The sequence below is a fragment of the Polynucleobacter sp. JS-Mosq-20-D10 genome (assembly GCF_018687755.1).
Classification (GTDB): Bacteria; Pseudomonadota; Gammaproteobacteria; order Burkholderiales; family Burkholderiaceae; genus Polynucleobacter.
This window is the reverse complement of record NZ_CP061305.1, coordinates 238011-258685: the sequence shown is the minus strand read 5'-3', so window position 1 is coordinate 258685 and position 20675 is coordinate 238011. Positions and strand designations below refer to the sequence as shown.

Annotated in this window: 22 protein-coding genes; 6 read left to right on the top strand and 16 right to left on the bottom strand. The window is 44.9% G+C overall.

Annotated elements, in window-relative coordinates:
• Positions 1-3 precede the first annotated feature (3 nt).
• Both nusB and FD967_RS01355 read left to right on the top strand, forming a co-directional pair.
• Positions 4-504 carry a transcription antitermination factor NusB gene (gene nusB / locus FD967_RS01360; RefSeq protein WP_215326299.1) on the top strand — a complete coding sequence of 167 codons (501 nt, stop codon included), beginning with the start codon at positions 4-6 and terminating at the stop codon, positions 502-504.
• A 133-nt stretch (positions 505-637) separates the two neighbouring features.
• Complete coding sequence (locus FD967_RS01355; RefSeq protein WP_215326298.1) at positions 638-2116, top strand: NAD-dependent succinate-semialdehyde dehydrogenase; 1479 nt, start codon at positions 638-640, stop codon at positions 2114-2116.
• Positions 2117-2177: 61 nt separating this feature from the next.
• Here FD967_RS01355 and trmB read toward each other — a convergent pair whose 3' ends face one another.
• Genes trmB through FD967_RS01335 form a run of 4 tightly spaced genes read right to left on the bottom strand, consistent with a single transcriptional unit; the run spans position 2178 to position 5284 of the window.
• Positions 2178-2987, bottom strand: a complete 810-nt coding sequence (trmB, locus tag FD967_RS01350; protein WP_251369062.1) for a tRNA (guanosine(46)-N7)-methyltransferase TrmB — start codon at positions 2985-2987, stop codon at positions 2178-2180.
• A 1-nt stretch (position 2988) separates the two neighbouring features.
• Positions 2989-3924, bottom strand: coding sequence for a UDP-glucuronic acid decarboxylase family protein (locus FD967_RS01345; protein ID WP_215326296.1), 936 nt, complete (start codon positions 3922-3924; stop codon positions 2989-2991).
• A gap of 25 nt (positions 3925-3949) precedes the next feature.
• Positions 3950-4408, bottom strand: a complete 459-nt coding sequence (locus FD967_RS01340) for a DUF2721 domain-containing protein (protein WP_215326294.1) — start codon at positions 4406-4408, stop codon at positions 3950-3952.
• 24 nt (positions 4409-4432) lie between these two features.
• Positions 4433-5284, bottom strand: a complete 852-nt coding sequence (locus FD967_RS01335) for an undecaprenyl-diphosphate phosphatase (protein ID WP_215326293.1) — start codon at positions 5282-5284, stop codon at positions 4433-4435.
• Between the two features lie 120 nt (positions 5285-5404).
• Here FD967_RS01335 and FD967_RS01330 point away from each other — a divergent pair, with 120 nt between their 5' ends.
• Positions 5405-7015 (top strand): TolC family protein, encoded by a 1611-nt coding sequence (locus FD967_RS01330; RefSeq protein ID WP_215326292.1) that lies wholly within the window; start codon positions 5405-5407, stop codon positions 7013-7015.
• A 29-nt stretch (positions 7016-7044) separates the two neighbouring features.
• On the opposite strand, the gene waaC is transcribed toward FD967_RS01330, so the two are convergent.
• The 4 genes from waaC to rfbB all read right to left on the bottom strand — a co-directional run bounded on the left by waaC (position 7045) and on the right by rfbB (position 10787).
• Positions 7045-8076: a lipopolysaccharide heptosyltransferase I gene (gene waaC / locus FD967_RS01325; protein ID WP_215326291.1), complete on the bottom strand. Its 1032-nt coding sequence runs from the start codon at positions 8074-8076 to the stop codon at positions 7045-7047.
• Between the two features lie 42 nt (positions 8077-8118).
• Positions 8119-8685, bottom strand: a complete 567-nt coding sequence (rfbC, locus tag FD967_RS01320; RefSeq protein WP_215326290.1) for a dTDP-4-dehydrorhamnose 3,5-epimerase — start codon at positions 8683-8685, stop codon at positions 8119-8121.
• A gap of 66 nt (positions 8686-8751) precedes the next feature.
• On the bottom strand, positions 8752-9711 hold the full coding sequence (gene rfbD / locus FD967_RS01315; protein ID WP_215326289.1) for a dTDP-4-dehydrorhamnose reductase: 960 nt from the start codon (positions 9709-9711) through the stop codon (positions 8752-8754).
• Positions 9712-9728: 17 nt separating this feature from the next.
• On the bottom strand, positions 9729-10787 hold the full coding sequence (gene rfbB / locus FD967_RS01310; protein ID WP_215327127.1) for a dTDP-glucose 4,6-dehydratase: 1059 nt from the start codon (positions 10785-10787) through the stop codon (positions 9729-9731).
• A 36-nt stretch (positions 10788-10823) separates the two neighbouring features.
• Here rfbB and FD967_RS01305 point away from each other — a divergent pair, with 36 nt between their 5' ends.
• Positions 10824-11786 (top strand): glycosyltransferase family 10 domain-containing protein, encoded by a 963-nt coding sequence (locus tag FD967_RS01305; RefSeq protein ID WP_215326288.1) that lies wholly within the window; start codon positions 10824-10826, stop codon positions 11784-11786.
• Positions 11787-11801: 15 nt separating this feature from the next.
• Here the strand turns inward: FD967_RS01305 and FD967_RS01300 are convergent, their stop codons facing one another.
• The 8 genes from FD967_RS01300 to FD967_RS01265 form a co-directional block, all read right to left on the bottom strand.
• The gene (locus FD967_RS01300; RefSeq protein WP_215326287.1) at positions 11802-12569 is read right to left on the bottom strand and encodes a glycosyltransferase family 25 protein; all 768 of its coding nucleotides are present in this window, start codon (positions 12567-12569) and stop codon (positions 11802-11804) included.
• Positions 12541-13443, bottom strand: coding sequence for a hypothetical protein (locus tag FD967_RS01295; RefSeq protein WP_215326286.1), 903 nt, complete (start codon positions 13441-13443; stop codon positions 12541-12543). The genes FD967_RS01300 and FD967_RS01295 overlap by 29 nt, the downstream gene beginning before the upstream one ends.
• Complete coding sequence (locus FD967_RS01290) at positions 13440-14780, bottom strand: hypothetical protein (protein ID WP_215326285.1); 1341 nt, start codon at positions 14778-14780, stop codon at positions 13440-13442. The genes FD967_RS01295 and FD967_RS01290 overlap by 4 nt, the downstream gene beginning before the upstream one ends.
• Before the next feature lie 24 nt (positions 14781-14804).
• Positions 14805-15785: an aspartate carbamoyltransferase catalytic subunit gene (locus FD967_RS01285; protein WP_215326283.1), complete on the bottom strand. Its 981-nt coding sequence runs from the start codon at positions 15783-15785 to the stop codon at positions 14805-14807.
• Positions 15782-16288 (bottom strand): bifunctional pyr operon transcriptional regulator/uracil phosphoribosyltransferase PyrR, encoded by a 507-nt coding sequence (gene pyrR, locus FD967_RS01280; RefSeq protein ID WP_215327126.1) that lies wholly within the window; start codon positions 16286-16288, stop codon positions 15782-15784. The genes FD967_RS01285 and pyrR overlap by 4 nt, the downstream gene beginning before the upstream one ends.
• A gap of 1 nt (position 16289) precedes the next feature.
• The gene (gene ruvX / locus FD967_RS01275; protein ID WP_215326282.1) at positions 16290-16715 is read right to left on the bottom strand and encodes a Holliday junction resolvase RuvX; all 426 of its coding nucleotides are present in this window, start codon (positions 16713-16715) and stop codon (positions 16290-16292) included.
• Positions 16708-17292, bottom strand: coding sequence for a YqgE/AlgH family protein (locus FD967_RS01270; RefSeq protein ID WP_215327124.1), 585 nt, complete (start codon positions 17290-17292; stop codon positions 16708-16710). Before FD967_RS01270 ends, ruvX begins: the two co-directional genes overlap by 8 nt.
• 113 nt (positions 17293-17405) lie before the next feature.
• Positions 17406-18224 carry a YdcF family protein gene (locus tag FD967_RS01265; protein ID WP_215326281.1) on the bottom strand — a complete coding sequence of 273 codons (819 nt, stop codon included), beginning with the start codon at positions 18222-18224 and terminating at the stop codon, positions 17406-17408.
• 78 nt (positions 18225-18302) lie between these two features.
• Between FD967_RS01265 and FD967_RS01260 the strand changes: the two genes are divergently transcribed.
• Together FD967_RS01260 and FD967_RS01255 are read left to right on the top strand one after the other, a co-directional pair.
• Positions 18303-19793, top strand: a complete 1491-nt coding sequence (locus FD967_RS01260) for a deoxyribodipyrimidine photo-lyase (protein ID WP_215326280.1) — start codon at positions 18303-18305, stop codon at positions 19791-19793.
• A 40-nt stretch (positions 19794-19833) separates the two neighbouring features.
• The gene (locus FD967_RS01255) at positions 19834-20673 is read left to right on the top strand and encodes a symmetrical bis(5'-nucleosyl)-tetraphosphatase (RefSeq protein WP_215326279.1); all 840 of its coding nucleotides are present in this window, start codon (positions 19834-19836) and stop codon (positions 20671-20673) included.
• The last annotated feature ends 2 nt before the right edge of the window (positions 20674-20675 follow it).

Genomic DNA, 20675 nt, shown 5'->3' with positions numbered 1-20675 from the left:
AAAATGAATAAAAATGCTCCCAGTCCACAGGTAGCACCTGGTACACCAAGTGCACCTAAGCGCTCACTCACGCCTCGTCGTCGTGCCCGTGAATATGCTTTACAAGGTGTTTATCAAAGTCTAGTCATGCGCCGCGCAGGCAGCCTTCCTAATGCTGCGGCAATCGCCAAGCAGTTAGCTGAAGATCCTGGTTTTCGCCGTTGCCAACAGGATTTATTTCAGGGTATTTTTGCTGGCGTACTAGAGCGCACTGATGAGCTTGAAGCCATTATTACCCCAGCTCTCGATCGCCCCATTAATGAGCTATCTCCCGTAGAGCATGCCGCCCTCCTGATTGGCACATACGAACTGGCCATTGATTTGGCGGTTCCCTATAAAGTAGCCATTAATGAAGCAGTCGAATTAGCTAAAACCTTTGGCGGAACTGATGGTCACAAATACGTCAATGGCGTACTCGATCTCCTGGCTCAACAGTTACGTAGCACTGAGGTGCAAGCAAGTTAGGCCAAAATGTCCTTCAGATCCCCTGCGCTTCCAAGAGGTCTAGGGGGTTTATTTTGTCCGTAGCCTTAGGAGACAATCCAAACTACACTGAGGGATAAAATAAAAATAACTTTTTTACTAAAGAGACGGCATCATGCAGAAAACTGACATCCGCAAATTACTTAAAGATCCAAGCCTATTTAAAGAAGAGGCTTTTATTAATGGTGAGTGGTTTAAAACAAATTCAGGAAAAACTTTTGCGGTTCATAATCCTGCTACTGGTGAGCTTATTGCAGATGTAAGCAATCTTCAGCCTAACGATGCTGAGCGAGCAATTGAAGCCGCAGAACATACCTTTCAAAGCTGGAAGAATAAAACCGGAAAAGAGCGCGCTCATGTGATGCGCAAATGGTTTGATCTGATTATTCAGAATACCCAAGACCTAGCCACCCTCATGACCTTAGAACAAGGCAAGCCGCTCACTGAAGCAGCTGGTGAAGTAGCCTATGGCGCGTCTTTTGTAGAATGGTTTGCTGAAGAGGCCAAGCGGGTTGCCGGATCTATTCCAAGCACCACTTGGAGCGATAAGCGCTTGATCGTTATGAAGCAGCCAATTGGGGTGTGCGTTGCCATCACGCCTTGGAATTTCCCCATCGCCATGATTACACGCAAGATTGCACCAGCAATGGCAGCAGGTTGCACCATTGTGATCAAGCCGGCTGAACTCACACCACTTAGTGCATTAGCATTGGCAGAGCTTGCTCAGCGCGCTGGCGTGCCAGCAGGTGTTATTAATATTCTCACTGCAGATACCAATGGATCTATTGCGATTGGTAAAACACTCTGCGCGTCACCTACCGTCCGCCACTTATCATTCACAGGCTCAACCGAAGTTGGACGAATCTTAATGGCGCAATGCGCTCCGACGGTAAAGAAATTGGGTCTGGAGCTCGGAGGTCATGCTCCTTTTATAGTTTTTGAAGACGCGGATATTGATGCGGCTGTTTCGGGTGCCATGGCATCTAAATATCGTAATTCTGGTCAAACCTGCGTTTGTGCAAATCGCTTCTATGTGCATAAAAAAGTACACGATGAGTTTGTCGAAAAGTTTGCGAAAGCCATTGAAATCATCAAAGTGGGTAATGGCATGGAAGCTGGTAGCACCCAAGGGCCGCTGATTGAGCAAGCCGCCTTAGAGAAGGTAGAAAGGCATGTAGCCGATGCCATTAGCAAGGGTGCAAAGCTCATTGCTGGTGGTAAGCCCTCCCCTTTAGGCGGCACTTTTTATGAGCCCACTATTTTGTCTAATGTCACTAATGACATGCTCATTACTTATGAAGAGACCTTCGGACCAGTCGCCCCGATCATTCCATTTGAAAGTGATGAGGAAGCAATCAGACTAGCTAACAATAGTCAATTTGGCCTGGCCTCCTATTTTTACAGTCGTGATATTGGCCGCATCTGGAAAGCTGCTGAAGCGCTTGAATACGGTATTGTGGGCGTCAACTCTGGAATCATCTCAAGTGAGGTGGGGCCATTTGGCGGAATGAAACAGTCTGGCTTGGGCCGTGAAGGTAGCGTCTACGGTATGGATGAATACCTAGAGCTAAAGTATGTTTGTCTGGGCCTTTAAAGCAGTGCCAGAATTAAATAAAGCCGCTATTCAGCGGCTTTATTTTTGATAAAGCTCCGCCTTATTTTTTCTTATAGACCAAGTCCCACACGCCATGTCCCAGCTTAATACCGCGGTTTTCAAACTTGGTAGTTGGCCTATAAGCAGGTCTCTCAACATATCCAGGATGCCTAGCATCGAGCTGTTCAAGCGTAGGCTTGAATTCCTTAAAAGACTCTTTAGCAAGCTCAATATCAGTGGCAATATCCGCCGCTGAAAAAGTTTCAATACTCATTTGCTCAGTAGAAGTATTTACTAAGCCAGACTCCGCATTTAAGACCAACAGCATTTGCTCTGCGTAGTTATGCCAATCGGTCGCAAGGTGCAAATAAGCTCCGGGCTTCAAGCGAGAAATCAATAGCCTCACGAACTCTGCCTGAATCAAGCGACGCTTGTGATGACGCTTCTTATGCCAAGGATCTGCAAAATAAATATGAATACCATCCAATGAGTTAGGAGCAATCATTTTTTCTAAAACTTCAACAGCATCATGACGAATCAATCGCAAATTATTGAGATTGTTTTCGCCAATTAATTTCAGTAAAGCGCCCACCCCCGGAGGGTGAACTTCAATTGCTAAGAAGTCGTCTTCAGTGCGCAAGGCAGCAATTTTGGCAGTGGTCTCACCCATACCAAAACCAATCTCCAATATCTTGGGGCTCGATGAACTGCTAAATGCTTGCACTAGATCTAAAGTAGTTTCTTGAAACGGAATTAAGAACTGGGGGCCAAGCTCATCAATTGCACGCTGCTGCCCAGCAGTTGTCCTGCCCGCCCTTAAAACAAAAGAGCGAATGCGATCAAAATGCTTCTCTGATTTTTCTAAAGACAACTTATGCAACCACTTTCTTGAAGTAGGCAATTGTCTCCCTAAGACCATCCTCTAGATTCACTTTAGGCTGCCAACCGAGTTTCGCCTTTGCCAAATCAATGTTGGGCTGGCGTTGCTGAGGATCATCGGATGGTAATGGCTGGTGAATGATTTTGGATTTACTGCCCGAGAGTCTCAAAATAGTTTCGGCTAACTGAAGCATCGTGAACTCACCAGGGTTGCCAATGTTGACCGGACCCGTAAATCCCTCTTCCGAGTTCATCATTTTGACCATAGCATCAATTAAGTCATCAACATAACAAAAACTTCTTGTTTGTTGGCCATCACCATAAATAGTGATGTCCTTTCCCTGCAAGGCCTGAACAATGAAATTGCTAACAACACGTCCATCGTTAGGATGCATTCTTGGGCCGTACGTATTAAAAATTCGGACAACCTTAATATCAAGATTATGCTGACGGTTGTAATCAAAAAAGAGGGTTTCGGCGCAACGCTTGCCTTCGTCGTAACATGAGCGAATACCAATTGGGTTTACTTTTCCCCAATATTCCTCGGGCTGTGGATGCACTTCAGGGTCACCATATACCTCGCTGGTTGAAGCCTGCAAAATCCGCGCCCGCGTTCTTTTGGCAAGCCCAAGCATATTGATCGCACCATGAACACTAGTCTTGGTAGTTTGCACTGGATCATATTGATAATGCACTGGGGATGCAGGGCAGGCTAAGTTATAAATTTGATTGGTCTCAACATAGAGAGGAAAGGTCACATCATGACGCATCAGCTCTAATTTGGGATTAGACAAAAGATGCTCTAGATTGGCTTTGGAGCCTGTGAAATAATTGTCCACCACTAAGACATCATTACCTTCTTTCAGAAGCTTTTCAGTCAAGTGTGAGCCCAAAAAACCTGCGCCACCGGTGATGAGGATTTTATTCATATCGATCTTTTTTTATTAAAGTAAATTACTTAGGAAAAGGTGTATTCCAGCCAGCCGAACGGTAGGCATAAACCACTTCGCCTAACACAATAGAAAGGGAGGTCATGAACGATATGAGTCCCAATACAAAGGTCCAAATGACGTAAGTGGCCTGTAATGATCGCACCGCACCTGCCTGAAAGAAAAATAACTCTAAGACAGTTAAAGAAATAAATACACCACTAAGTACATCAAAGAAAATCGCGGCAGTACAGAGACGGCCCCGGACTTTTGCCTCATTCGCCTCTTTCATCATATGAGTGAGCATTTCTGGATCTTGAATACCGCCCTCCTGAATACGATGCTGAATAACACGCATACGGTCAACCGATCTAGCCAAACGCGCTGAAATCGCATTAATGAGGGTTGCTACTGCGGTCAGTAAAAATACTGGTGCAAGTGCTAACTGAATATTATTAGTGATCGCGTCTATTGATACATCCATATCGATTCCAATTGGTTTTACTGCTTAATGAGACCAGGCTACCAGCCCGCTATATGAACTTGCCAAAACCAAAATTCCAAAAATGATGCGATACCAGGCAAAGGGAACGAAGTTATGTCCGGCAACATAATGAATCAGCCAGCGCACACAAATGAACGCAGAAATAAAGGCGGCAATGAAGCCAGTCACAATCGCCCAAACAAAATCACCCGAAAGAGAAACCGGGTTCTTCCAAAGTTTGAGCAATTCGTATGCAGTGGCACCACCAATCACTGGGATGGCCAAAAAGAAAGAAAACTCCGTTGCTACAGCTCGAGGCAAACCAAAGAGCATGCCACCAATAATGGTTGCTCCAGAGCGCGATGTCCCCGGAATCAATGCAGCACACTGCGCTAATCCCACCTTTAAGGCATCAAAAGGGGATAGGTCATCCACTGACTGGATATAGGATTTAGTTGCTGACTCAGCTAATTTAGCTTGTCGACGCTCGACCCAAAAAATAATCAAGGCGCCCAGGATGAAAGCGCTTGCAACTGGGATAGGAGAAAACAAAAGAGTCTTGATATGCTTGCCGAAGATAAATGCCAGCCCCATTGCAGGTACAGAAGCGATCAGCAAGTTAAAGACAAAACGACGAGAGATGGCGCTTGTCTTAATGGTCGACGCTACCTTCCAGAGCTTTGCTCGAAACTCCCAGCAAACGGCCAAAATTGCGCCAAACTGAATAATGACCTCGAAAGCCTTGCCCCGCTCATCATTGAAATCGAGTAAGTCCCCAACCAAAATAAGGTGGCCCGTACTGGAAATTGGCAAAAACTCTGTTAAGCCCTCCACTACCCCCAGTATTAGCGCTTTTCCTAGCAAAATTAGATCCATAGGCGCAATTTTATAGATAGATGGAAGGATCCCCTGTATTTGGCAAAATAAGGGTGAAAAACAGCACTTTGCCCAAATAAGCCTTAAACTTCAAGGCACATTGAAAAGTATCCGAATTAGATGACCTACACACGCTTTCACCTCTCTCAGATAACCATTTTTGGTTTAATCCTGAGTCAGGCTCTCGGACTCAGTGCGATCCCAGTCAGCGCCTTTGCACAAAGCCCTATTGGCACCAAACCTGTTTTACCGACACCCGTAAGTACGCAGTCGTTAACGGGCCTGGAAATGCCCCCGCAAATGGTTGCAGCCCCTAAGCAGGCTATACCTACCGAGGCAGCCCCATCGAATGTGAGTGGCAATGGGGCAAATGCCAACCAAATGACTGACTTAATACGGCTTTACCAAGAAGCAGCTTTTAGCGATCCCGTATTAAATGCCGCCCGATTTAATTACCAGGCGAGCAAGGAGCTCTACTGGCAAGGTCTCTCATTTTTACTGCCGCAAGCTAATGCTGTGCCTGGTGGCACACGCTACTTCCAACATACTGCAGGCAATCAACCGGCAAGTGCGTATTCAGGCTCGCGTGTCTATGATCAAAAAAACTATACCGTCACTCTGACACAGCCCGTTTTTAATGTGGCAGCATTTGAGGCATTTAAACAGGGTGACTTGAATACCAAAATTGCAGACATGCGCTTTTACTTAGCGCAGCAAGATCTCATCATTCGAGTTTCACAAGCTTACTTTGATGCGCTAACCAGTCAAGATAACGTTGAACTTTATCGCAACAAAAAAGGTTTGATCAAACAACAATTAGAAATTGCCCAAGCAAAGTTTGATGCTGGGCTAGCAACCATTGTCGATGTCAATACAGCGCAGGCCGCCTTAGATCTAGCTAATTCTCAAGAGATAACTGCTCAAGCAGACCTGATTGTCAAACGTGGCGTGCTGGAACAATTGGTTGGCCGCCCTGTAGGGGCCTTGAAACCACTTATCAAAGAGGCCAAGATTGATGGCGTATTAAGAGACCCCCGATCTAAAGCCAATGATGGGAAGGGTATACCAATCGCAGACAGCGTGAATCCTCAGTTACCAAAAGGTCAAACTTTGGAGGACTGGGTTCTCCAAGCAGAAGCAGCAAACTTTAATGTTTTAGCGGGGCAGCTATCCGTGAATTTAGCCGAGAGCACCTACAAAGCCTCTCAAGCGCTGAACTACCCTTCTGTTAACTTTGTGGGCACAGCAGGATATAACACCTCAAATGGAACAGCTAATAGCCTCACGCCGTCACAAACCAATATTTATAACAACACCATTGCATTGCAAATGACTATTCCTTTGGTCTCTGGTGGATTTAATAGTTCGGTAATTCGTCAAAACGCAGCCCTACTGGATGCGGCTAAGGCAAATTACGATAACGCTCGTCGCACCGCAGCGCAAAATACCCGCACTGCATTTACTGGTTTCTATGGCGGTCTGGCAAGCGTTAAGGCGTATGAGGCGGCAGAGCGCTCATCCACCTCCGCACTAGAATCGAGCAAACTCGGGTTTCAGGTGGGTACTTTGATTAATATTGATGTGCTCATTGCCTTAGATACTGTGATCTCTACCCGGTCGCTATTACAGCAGGCGCGCTACAACACAGTTCTCAATGCGATTCGCTTAAAGGCACATGCGGCGGCCCTAACAGATGAGGATCTCATCTCGATCAATGCCTTGCTACGCTAAGTATTGGTAATTTAATATTTATCTCAGATTTAATTTTGTTTTAAGAGTCTGAGACAAGCATCTAATACCTCCTGTATCGTTGGCGGACTCTCCATATCCCCCACGTTATCAATTTGATCCGACCAATATCCTTCGGTCTTCCAACGCGGTGAATCGCAATAAATTTCCACAGTCGGCCTATTCAGCACCGCTGACAAATGCGTTAAGCCCGTATCCACGCCAACAGTTAAAGCTGCGCTGGAGATAACCGAAAAGGCCTCTTCGATAGAAAAAGCGGCTGGCACAAAAGCACCCGGAATCGCCTCAACAAGCGATTCGCTAACCAATCTCTCTGAAGCGCTTCCCCAAGGAAAAACCATTTGATAGCCACGGGCAGAAAGCTCCTTCCCCAAGGCAACCCAATTGCTATGAGACCAACGCTTAGCCTCTCGAGCAGTCGAATGAAAACATAAGATGTAGGGGGCATTCAACCTACCATCAGAAGTCTTTGGAATGCTAGCAATAAATTCTGAAGGATAAAACCGCGGTGCATCAACTCGATCTATCAAAGACCAATCCAAGGCTGAGCACATCACCCAACGCGAACGATCGACTGCATGGCACTGCGTAGGAACTTGTATTGACTGGTTATAGAAAGATCTAGCCAAGGGCTCGTATCCAGAAAACTCTGTCGCATTAGCAAGACCTGCAACCACGGCAGTAGAACTTTTTTTAGCTAGGGAACATACGATGGCAGATTTCAGCAGGCCCTGAGTTTCGATCACTACGTCGTAGTTGGTGGATTGAAGTGTTTTTCTAAACGCAAAAAATTCCTTCCAAGTTGCCAAGCTAAAGAGATTTTTCTTCCAGCGTCGCAAACCAAAAGGAATGATGCGATCAATTCCACGAAAGCTGTCACGAGACAATAGTGGATCTAATAAGTGAACATATCCCTCTTCCACCACCCAATCAATTTGAGCCTCTGGTAAGCGTGCTCGTAAATCCCACACTATTGGCAAGTTGTGCAATACATCCCCAAGAGAGGATAGCTTTACTAATAGAATTTTCGGGGAAGCGCTCATCAGAGCATTATCTTATCTTTTAGAAATACGCCAAAAATTTAATTAAAACTTAGGGGCAAAATCCCACAATAGACCGGCAGCATCTTTGGCATTTACATTCGGAGTGACACCCTCAGGTAAAGGCCACTCAATATTTATATGAGGATCATTCCAAGCCAAGCAATTCTCACTTTGGGGGTGAAAGTAGTCGGTTGTTTTATACAAAACTTCAACCGTCTCAGTTAGAGCCAAAAAGCCATGGGCTAAACCCTCAGGAATCCACAGTTGTCTGTGATGTTGACTGTCTAACTCACTGCCAAGCCACTTACCGTAGGTTGGTGAATCTTTACGAAGATCCACCACAACATCAAAAATTCTGCCCGCTACCACGCGAACTAGTTTGCCTTGAGGGCACTCTGTCTGATAGTGCAAACCGCGCAGAGTCCATTGGTGAGAAAAAGAATGGTTGTCCTGAACAAACTCCACATTCAAACCAGTAGCTACAGAAAAATCTTGAGCATTAAAGGATTCAGTAAACCAGCCACGCTCATCGCTAAATATTTTGGACTCGATAATCAACACATCAGGAATAGGTGTTGACGTTACTTGTAATTTCAATTGGGTGTTCATCCAAATATATTGATTAAATTAATGGGCTATTAAATGAAAAATTTGAGGTCACTTTCATTTAATTTTCTAGATAATTCCATCTTTTGCCAAATTGCAGACGTAAGACCGAACAGCAACATCCCAAGACTGATTTAATTGCTTCAATTTTGACATATCGCCTCGAATCTTAAAGACCTGGCCAAGCTTGTCGGTCGACATTCTTGAATTCAGTGGCCTAGGAGCTATTAACGGATACTCTTTTGAAGGAATTGGCTTGATGTCATTTGGGGCCACTCTTAACGAAGCTCCGGCTTCCAGGGCGATCTCCACAGACAATAAAGCTAGACCATGCCAACTAGTCTCGCCAGCAGGGACGGCGTGATAGATGCCAGATGGAAACTTGCTTAATACGCCCTCCTCTTCCATCACCAAACCTAAACTGACTTGCGCCAACCACTGGGCACTTGTTGGCGCGCCATACTGATCCTCAATTACTTGCAAATTTTCTCGGTCTTTAGCTAAACGTAAAATTGTACGAATGAAATTTCCGCCATCGCCATATACCCAACTAGTTCTCAATATGGCATATTGACCGGTAGCATTGGCAATAAAAGCTCTAGCAACAGCCTCCTCCCCCGCAGCCTTACTTTTGCCATAAACACTTAAAGGATTACGCACGTCATTCTCTATATAGAAGCCATATTTCTCACCATCAAAAACATAGTCCGTTGAGAAGTGCAGAAAAGTAGCGCCATGTTTAGCGGCATATTGCGCCATGAGTTCTGGCGCCCTGGCATTTACCGCAAATGCTAAGACTGATTCAATCTCAGCCCTGTCAACCGATGTATATGCAGCAGCATTGATAATCAAATCTGGATCAACTTTACTCAACAAGCTTGTGATCGCTTGCTCATTTTTCAGATCACATTCAGAGCGACCCACGGAGTAGACATTGAACTTATTGACCAGTACTGATGATTGCGAATCAAACAAAGCATTAAATGCTTTACCTAATTGACCATCTTTACCAAATACCAAAATATTCATTAGCTTAATGTACTCATTTATTGGTATTGCTTTTGCAGCCAGTCTCTATAAGAGCCACTAACCACGCCATCCACCCATACTGGATTATCCAAATACCATTGCACCGTCTTACGAATGCCTGTATCAAAAGTTTCGGCAGGGCGCCAACCCAATTCGCGTTCGAGTTTGCTTGCATCAATGGCGTAACGGCGGTCGTGTCCAGGGCGATCTTTTACAAAAGTAATTTGGCTTATATATGACACGCCATCTGACCGTGGCTTTAGCTCATCCAAAATCGCACAGATGGTTTTAACGACATCGAGATTTGCTTTTTCATTCCAGCCACCAACGTTATATGTCTCGCCCAATTTGCCTTTGGCCAAGACTTCACGAATTGCAGAGCAATGATCGCCAACATAAAGCCAATCCCGAATCTGTTGACCATCTCCATAGATTGGCAACGGCTTACCATTCAAGGCATTCAGAATGAAAAGCGGAATTAACTTTTCGGGAAAATGATAAGGGCCATAGTTATTTGAGCAATTAGTAGTTACAACTGGAAAACCGTAGGTATGAAACCAAGCGCGAACCAGGTGATCGGATGCAGCTTTAGATGCTGAATATGGACTATTAGGCTCATAGGCATTTTTCTCCGTAAATGCTAGATCAGATGATGACAAAGAGCCATAAACCTCATCAGTGGAAATATGATGAAAACGAAATACTTGCTTGGCCAACCCATCCAAACCACTCCAATATTCTCGAGCGCACTCCAAAAGATGAAAGGTTCCTAGAATATTGGTTTGAATAAACTCCGCAGGGCCATGAATTGATCGGTCTACATGACTTTCAGCAGCAAAGTTCACGATGGCGCGTGGCTGATGCTCTGTTAGCAGCCTAGCAAGCAGCTCCTTATCGCCAATATCCCCATGAATAAAGATATGGCGGGGATCACCCCTCAAAGACTCTAGGGTAGCTAGATTACCTGCATAGGTCAGCTTATCTACATTAACAACACCCTCGTTTTTAGGCGACTTTAACCAATCAAGGACGAAATTTCCCCCGATAAAGCCAGCGCCACCAGTAACTAGAATCATGCTTGTTGAGCCACATGTAAGGGTATTATTCAAATTATGCCTGATCTAAAGCCTATCAAAATCGCCACTTTAGGTGTCGCCAAAGACTTTCAAGAATCATTGATTCCCGCAATTATTCGAAGCTTGGGATTTATGCCAGCATGGACAACACCGTCGAACTGTCAACTACTGATCTATGGCCCATTTTTTGAAGAGAAGAAGGTAAAAAATTGGATCCCAAAGCCCTTACGCCCCCTATTCAGCTCTGATGGCGGAAACAGGCAAACCAAAAAAGCAACCAAAATAGATCATGCGCTTAGCCTCTTTATTACTGGCGAAAATGTGAGGCATGATTTTCAAAATTGTGACCGCTCGATCTCATTTGATTTAGGCATTGCAAACCCCCATCACTTCCGAATGCCTTATTGGATGGAAATGATCGACTGGAGCGAAGAAGGGGTTACCGGAAATCACAATCCAAGATTTGGTCAACTACTCAATCTAAATCGTCTTTGCTCGCCCTTAGGAGGGAATTTTCTGAGTCGACCTCAGAAGGCGGCGATTTTTGCTTCGCATTTAAGAGAGCCTAGGCGCACTTTACTAGAAGCAGTAAAAAGCCAAATTGAAGTGGTGGAATTCGGAAAATCATTCAATACTCAAATTAAGAATCACTCTGAAAGTGGATTAATTAAATTTGATGAACTCCAGAATTTTGCCTTTAACCTATGTCCTGAAAATGGCATGCACCCAGGCTACTACACTGAGAAGATTCCAGAAGCTTTTATGGCGGGATGCCTACCTATTACCTGGGTAGATGAAAACGTCAAGACTGACTTCAACCCACTTGCCTTCATCAATCTCGCGCCAATGTCAGCAAACTACTTCTCTGAATTGGCTGAGATTCTTCATTCAAAAAATATATTAGCAAGTTATGCCGAGCAACCCTTGCTACTCGAGCGCCCCTCGATTGAGCCACTCAAAAAATTTATTCAGGAAATCCTTTTAACGGCAAAAGCATAGCCACTTGCCTTCTAACTAAGTCTTGGGGAACCAGGGAGATGGGCTTATTTGCCTATCAATGAAGCGATAAATTGAGCGGATTGTCTTTCTCAACCCTTTGACTGGCAACCTTCCGGGACGATCGGTAATTGTCGATTTTGTATGCGCCAATCCTATTGGATAAGGCTTTGCTGCCAAACAATGTAGTCCATGCTTTGAATAATGCTCTAGAAAATGATCAACTGGCTCATAAATATCAGCAGCACTCTGTAAAAGAATTTTGGCAGCTGCCGGTTGAATCATGTATGCAGCAGTTCCACATGGTTCGCCGAGATTTTTAACAAGCCCGTAGCTTGGTCTGTTTATTAAAATTTGGTGCTTGGTTTCATATATGCCTGACAGCCTCACCAAGCTCCAGTGATCGGCAATACTCAACAAATCCTCGATGACCACTTCAAGATTCTCGCCGACAAGAAAATCATCCTCAAATACTAGAGTAGTCATATTATTTTTGAGGCAAAGCTCCCATGCTTTGATATGAGATAAGAAGCATCCAATCTCACCGGGGGTTAATTCATACCCCTGCAATCTTTTAACCTTTAATTTCTGATAACTTGACGGCATCTGTGGAAGTGCATAGCCATCAACAGCGTCTAAAAAATTCCACTGAATATTAGTTTTATTGAGTTGCTCCTCCACTCTTTTTCGTCTATCCACTGAGCGCTCAAGTGAAATTACAAAAATCTGGATTGGGAGTATATTTTCCATAATTGACTTAGAGATAACTTTGGAGATATCGCCCAAACCGCTTTAAGCGGCGGAGCATGCGTGAACCAAGGGATTTGGAGGCAGCGCCAAAATCCATCCCTGAGTCCCAATTAGATTGGTAAATCACACCTAAATAATTCGACTTTAACTTATTTTCTGTTTCACCCATTCTGCGCAGAAGATAGTATTGCCAATCGTAGTAATAAATTCTGAAGAGCTGCTCCCTGGGATGCAAAGGTATCGCTCGGTAATTTAATAAAGCCTCTAAATAAAGCAAAGTTTCTGGATGGTCATCACTAGAAACATCCCAAAAAGTAAGTCCTTTGGGTTGCAGGTATTGGGAATCCAGCGATTCCCAAACTTTGGCAGACCAAATAAATGGAGGGCATGGGCAATAGTAATTTGGACCGGCCCTCGAAAATAATGCTTTAACCCGATCACCCTCTTGGCGAAGATTAGATTCAACCTGATCTTGCCCACGATTGATGGAGAGCTGATAAAACTCTTTATTCTGATAGATAACGGTATAGGGATTTCCATCTGAACTCAGAAAATCAGACTTTCTGAAATCTTGAATGAAGACGCAGTCAGAATCAAAACAGACATAATTCTCGGCAAGCCTTAGACGCCAAAACTCGGACTTAATAGCCTGCTGACTTAGACCACCAGATCTTGTTTTTTCAATACCAACTGGAACACGAGGATTTGCAGCGATGATAGATTCATCAGACACCCACTCAAAACCATCTAGACCATCCAAGACTAAAATTAAATCTTGATGCTGATCTGCTGGAGTGGAAATATAAAAAGGGATTTGATCAACGTTATATTGATTAATCGAAATTAGCAAACGTCTTAGCCGAAGAAAATCTCGACGATAGGATTTGCAATAGAGAACTAGATCTTTCAAGCGCTTCTTTCACTAAGTTTATCGACTTCTGAAAGTATTCTATATGCAGCTTGTCCAACACCCACTGGTAACCACTGAGGCTCGATCAATTGTTGACTTTTCCAATCTAACCAAATCCGTTCCAAGGCAAGTTCAACAGCCTCAGGATCGTTCTGTGGGCTTAAATAAGCAGACCTGTTGAGTAGCATTTGATCTAGCTGTGGATTGCGATGGGTAATTCCCCAAATCGGACGACCAGTCCACAGATAATCATATAGTTTTGAAGGGATATATTCAGCGCACCACTCATCGTTGCCATGCAAAAGAACCAAGACGTCCGCAGATTGCATCTTTTCTACTACACGCTCTCTGCCAGATTTACCGCTTACTGGATCCTTCTCCAATCGACCATGTGCCAATAATGCGCCTTCCAATTGGAAATTTTTAACCACTTCTATCGTTAATGGGTCTAAAGGTGCTCCATAAGCATGAACCTGAATATGCTTCTTAGCCTCAGGAAATTTCTCGAACAATGGGACAAGTGCTTTTAGGATAGTTGAAAGAGATCGATCATTTGCTAATGACCCAAAGTGGCATAAATTGAGATGATCTGAATACTGATGCATCTTAGACTCACTTAATCCTCCTGGCGGCTCTGCACCTGGGAGCAGCATAAAACCATGGGCATTCTTTGGGGTGTTGAGATTAGTATTGCGAATCTTTGCGTAATGCAAAGCTCCATCTGTAAACCACCAAGCTAAATCTGCATATTTGCAAATTTGCTTTTCAAGATATTGACGAAATTGCGCATCACGATTTTTGGGCTTATCCAAACCTGGATCATTAGGATCCTTGCGAATAACCAAAGGATCATGAATCTCCACTATCCAAGGCAATCCAGTTTTTTTCTTAAGCCATAAACCCGCTAAGTGTGCAGACCAAGCGCCACCAGTGGAGTAAATCAAATCCACCTTACCATCACGGATCAACTTCAAGCCATGGACATAAGCTGGCATGGCCCAAGACCACTGACTAGAGTAACCCAGAAAGCATTTCTCCAGAGCGATGAACGGGGCAAGCAACAAGGAGACTAAGCCGGTGGAAACCTTATAAAAAAGTCCACGACCATATTGATTGGCAATCCAATGACGAAAGTCGAAACGAAAAGCTGCCGGACCCCAAGCTAAAAATTGCTGGTGTGGAAAGCGAGCATCTTTAATGCCCGTAATTGCACTAAAGACATGCGGTTTGATGCCGGCGTCTAATAGATAGGGAATCTTATCAGTGATGGTGAGGCTAGATGCCCGACCATCCATATTGAAACCATGCGACAGGATTAGCCAGTTCTTTTTTTGCATTAGTGCAATTGTTCGAAATAAAGACTAATTACCAGCAACGATTGACATCACCGCCATACGTACCGCAATACCAAAGGTAACCTGATTGAGAATGACTGACTGAGGTCCATCTGCTACAGCGGAATCAATTTCTACGCCACGGTTCATAGGGCCTGGGTGCATCACAATAGCATCAGGTTTTGCTAAAGCTAAGCGTGTTGAGGTTAAACCATACTGCTTGAAGAAAGCATCTCCTTCTGGGACTTGACCTGCCTCCATGCGCTCTTTCTGAATGCGCAATGTCATGACGACATCAACGCCTTTTAAACCCTCTTCCATGCTGTGGAAAACCTTTACTCCCAGCATATCTAAATCGCTTGGCAAAAGACTCTCAGGGCCAATGGCACGAATGTCTGTGCAACCTAATATTCTCAAAGCGCAGATATTGGATTTGGCAACACGGCTGTGCACAATATCTCCAACGATAGCTACTTTGAGACCACTAAAGTCTTTCTTGAAGTGACGCATCGTATACATATCTAGCAAGCCTTGAGTCGGATGCTGATGACTACCATCACCGGCATTCACTACATGCACGTGCGCAGGCACGTGTTGTGCAATTTCAATGGGCGCTCTCGAAACACCATGGCGCACTACAAAAATATCTGCCTGCATAGCTACTAAGTTATCAATCGTATCTAAAAGACTTTCGCCTTTGGCAGTTGAAGATGTGGAGATATCTAAATTAATAACATCCGCCGATAAACGTTTAGCAGCAATCTCAAAGGTAGTTCGAGTGCGGGTGGAGTTTTCAAAGAATAAATTGAAGACGCTCTTGCCACGAAGGAGTGGTACTTTTTTCACTTCTCTCGCAGGGTCCGTCACACTGACAAACTGTTGGGCGGTGTCGAGGATGTGGAGGATTTGCTCTTTTGGTAAACCCTCTAAAGTTAGCAAGTGAGTTAACTCACCGGCAGCATTAAATTGATTAACTGGGGCGCTTACCAAGCCGTTCACTCCACTCATGCTGCGCGCTCCTCTAATTGGAAGCTGAACTTGCCAGCATTATCTTTTTCTAAAACTAGAATTTGATTCTCTGGCACGCTCACTTGCTCCCCCACAAAATCCGCTGAGATCGGTAACTCACGGTTCTCACGATCTGCTAAAACCATCAACTCCACTTGCGCAGGTCTACCAAAATCAAATAACTCATTGAGCGCCGCACGAACTGTACGGCCAGTGAGCAAAACATCATCAATCAAAATCACGTTTGCGCCATTCACCTCAAAAGGAAGATGGGTAGACATTGTGCTGGCGGTACGAAGCGCTGTCATACCTTTCTCAGCATAGTCATCCCGATGAAACGCCACATTAATTACGCCAAAGTGGGGAAGATTTAAATCCGTAGCCAAACGCTCTGCAATCCAAGCCCCGCCCATTGCAAGACCAGCTAACTCAAATGAATCATCAGCCTTTTTGCGCTGACTCAAAGTCTCTAGTAATTTCAGATAGGACTGCTCTGCATTCATCTCAACTGATCCAATTCTTTTCAAGAAAATACTGCTCCAAAATTAAGGCCGCAGACTGCGCATCCAAATTGTCTCGCATGTCTGGATCTCCCTCTAAAACAGCCGAGGTATAGCGCTCATCAACCCACTCCACCGGCAAATGAAAGCGTCCATGCAACTGATTGCCAAAGCGGCGGGCCTTGGCGCTCATTTCATGCTCGGCCCCGTCGGGATGGCAAGGTAATCCGACTACTAGGCGATTGGGCTGCCATTCCTTCAAAAGCCCCTCAATGACTCTGAATGCAGCTTCACTAGATGACTCTGCGATCGTTTTAATTGGCTGGCCTAGGCAAGTGAGGGTATTTCCGACGGCTACACCAATACGCCGTGTCCCAAAGTCAAAGGCCATGACTGTCAACTCTACGCCCTTCTGAATGCCCTCAGGCATGCCCTGCCTCGCCAGATAGATGGGATGGATCAAACCCCAAAAGACCCATCGTCCGCTCATAGCGCTGACTAGAGGGAGTATTAAAAATAATCTCAATCATTTGATTCTGGGATAAGGGAACATTGATCCAACCATTAAGGGTAATTTCCTCTTCGAGCTGACCTGCACTCCAACCCGCATAACCTAAAGTCATTAAGAACTTACTGGGTCCAGAACCTATTGCCACTGCCTCAAGCACATCCTTAGATGTCGTCATGGTCAAACCACCTGGAACGGCCAAGGAAGAGCTGTAAGCCACCTCTGTAGTGGGTTCGTGCAAGACAAAACCACGCTCAATTTGCACCGGACCACCAAAATAGACCGGTTGTTCAGATACTGGCTCAGCCTCCAACTTGACCTCAATTTTTTCAAATAAGGCACCCATATCGAGTTCGGTCGGGCGATTGATTACCAAGCCCATCGCACCCCGTTCGGTATGCTCAAAAAGGTAGATCACTGAACCTGCAAAATTGGGATCGACCATCCCAGGCATAGCAATCAGGAATTGGTTTGCTAGATGATCAGCAGAATAAGCAATTGAAGATCCAGAAGCAGAAGCTTGGGAAGTCTGGGTGGGTGTTGCAGCTTGACCCACGGGGGCTTTTTTAGCCGTGTTCATGTGAATCTATTTTACCGAATTCTCTGCCCTAGCTAGATCTTTCCGGTAATCCAGTAGGCTAGAAGACCTACCATCTCATGCAGGAGGTTATTCCACTGCTTGGCACCCCCCATCAGATCAAAAGAGCCCCAATGCAATCGATTCCCCGTTTGGTAATCCACTGGAACGGGAATGACCGCAATCCCTTGTTTTTGAAAAATCTTTACTGATCGGTACATGTGTGACGCCGAAGTAATTAGCAGCCAAGGTTTTGGGGGTGCATCAGCCTCTTTGGCGCTTTTAGCCCCCAATTTCAAGATCATGGGCTTCATCAATACGACATTTTCGTAAGTATTGCGGGATTTATTTTCATAATGGGCATTTTTGTCTGGCAAACTCTGCTCAGCAACCAATTGCTTAAAGGCATCCGCCTCAGACAACCCAACGGGCGATAGGCGACCAGAGAAGCCACTAAAGATGAAGGGTAGATCGGGGTACTTCCGAATCAATTCAAAGGCTTTGGTAACCCGCTCAGCAGCAGATCCAATAGAGATCTCACCTCGATCCAGGGCAATTTCACCACCCTCAATCGCACCGCCCAAAATAATGATCCCACCAAAGTCCGCCTCTGACATCTGCGCAGCTTGAATCTTGGGTATGGCATCTTCAAGAGATCTTAAAAAGACCCCGGAAGTAGGCAACCATCCAACCAGCAGCAAGTCTGCCAAAGCTAAAAGCAAGAATCGTTTGCATAGATGCGGTTTTCTAAGACTCAACAATAACAAACTGAGAACTACAAAAACAATTACCCAGTTCAGAGGCTCTATACAAAACTGCACAATCTTAGAGAAAACAAAAAATAAGGTGTCCATAAATTAGTAATCCATTAATAAACAGGATATTACTCGCACGCCAAGCGAGTTGATCTAATTAGCCCTAATATATGGGCTATGAACAAAGCTCTCGTTTGGCTCCGTCGTGATTTACGCCTATATGACAATGCCGCGCTTCATCACGCTCTAAAAAATAATGATCAAGTTTGGCTAGCGTTTATCTTCGATACCGATATTCTGGATCCACTGAAAGTCAAGGATCTAGATACAAGCGGCCTCAAACATGATCGCCGTGTAGACTTTATATGGCAAGGCCTAAAGCAAATCGACGCACAATTACGTAAGCAAGGTAGCGGACTGATTGTTCAGTTTGGCAAGCCCACAACGTGTATTCCGAAGATTGCTGAGACTTTGGGTGTCAATAGCGTTTACACCAATCATGACTATGAACCATCGGCAATTGCCCGCGATGAATCTGTAGCAAGATCACTAGAGAAACTTGGTATTGAATTGGAGACCTTCAAAGATCAAGTGATCTTTGAAAAGAAAGAAATTCTCACCAATTCCAATACGGTGTTCTCCATCTTTACGCCCTATAAAAATAATTGGCTCAAGACGCTACAAGAAAAAGATATTGCTGCTTATGATTGCGATCCCAAAAAGGGTCAGTTAGCTGCCATCCCCAAATCATTAGAAACGCCCTTCCTATCCCTAGAATCCATGGGCTTTAGCCCGACTGGGATTGAAGCCTATCTTCCACCAGGATCTGAGGGTGCTCAGAGCTTCTTGGAAGACTTCCTTCGCCGCATCGATCAGTACCAAATCGGCCGAGACTTCCCTGCCATTAAAGGTGTGAGCTATCTCTCCACACACCTACGCTTTGGCATGCTCTCTATTCGAGGCTTGGTACGGGAGGCTCATCGCCGCATGCTTGCTGGCAGTATGGGTGCAACAATCTGGTTAAGCGAACTGATCTGGCGTGATTTTTATTTCATGATTTTGGCTAATCACCCACGCCTTGCTGAGGGTGCAGCCTTCAAACCAGACTACGACAATATCGAATGGGAAAGTGGTGCTACTGCTAAGAAGTTATTTAAAGCTTGGTGTGATGGCAAAACAGGTTATCCATTAGTAGATGCCGCTATGTGCCAACTCAACCAAAGTGGCTATATGCATAACCGCCTACGTATGGTGGTTGCCAGCTTTCTTACTAAGGATTTGGGAATTGATTGGCGCTGGGGTGAAATGTATTTTGCAAAACACCTCAATGACTTTGAACTGTCCTCCAATAATGGTGGATGGCAATGGGCATCTTCTTCGGGATGCGATGCCCAGCCCTACTTCCGCATCTTTAACCCCATTACCCAATCCCAGAAGTTTGATCCCGAGGGAAAATTTATCCGCCGCTACTTGCCTCAACTAGACAAGCTTTCCAAGAAATCCATTCATGCGCCTTGGGAGGCTGGACATATTGAGTTAGAAGCGGCTGGCATTCTTTTAGGACGAGACTATCCCCTGCCGGTTGTTAATCATGATGAAGCACGCAAAAAGACCTTAGTGCGTTATAGCGTCGTCAAAAAGGTCAGTCCAGAAACTTCACCTGATTAACTTGTTGAAGGCTCTAACACTTTCCGATTTAAGATAGAGTATGAGCAAGATCTATGCCATAGGAGATATTCAAGGGTGCGCGCCATCTCTGAAGATGCTCGTCAAAAAACTCCCCACTAAGTCAAAGATGATTTTTTTGGGCGACCTTGTCAATCGTGGTCCAGACTCTTTAGGTACCTTGCGATACCTCAAGCAATTACAAGAAGAAAAACGTATTGAATGCATTCTCGGAAATCACGACCTGCATTTACTTGCAGTAGATGCCGGCATCCGAAAAACTAAAGGGCTGGATACCGTACAACCCATTCTAGATGCGCCTGATAGAGCCGAATTAATAAATTGGCTGCGCCATAGGCCAATGGCTCTGAGCAATGGAAAAGTGCTCACTGTTCATGCGGGAGTTCTACCCCAATGGGATCTTCAGCAAACAATTGAATGTGCGCAAGAAGTAGAAAAAGCACTTCGCAAAAAATCCTATAAAGATTTTTTAGCGAATATGTATGGCAATACCCCGAACAAGTGGAGCAATGCGCTTAAGGGCTATGAGCGTTTACGTGTCATTACCAATGCACTAACCCGTATTCGTTTTTGTACTCCAACAGGCATGATGGAGTTTGAAAGTAAAGAAGGTTTTGAAGATGGTCCCAAAGGCTATGTCCCTTGGTTCAAAACTCCCAAACGAAAAACGCAAGATTCCCTCATTTACTTTGGGCACTGGTCCACCCTTGGGTTACTTCGAGAAGAGAATGTGATTGGGTTAGATACCGGCTGTGTTTGGGGAGGCAAGCTCACGGCGATGGAAATTCCGATATCCGGGAAAAACAATACACAGCTTGAGATCATTCAGGTGGCCGGCTACGATCACCCCCTTCGGATGTAAGT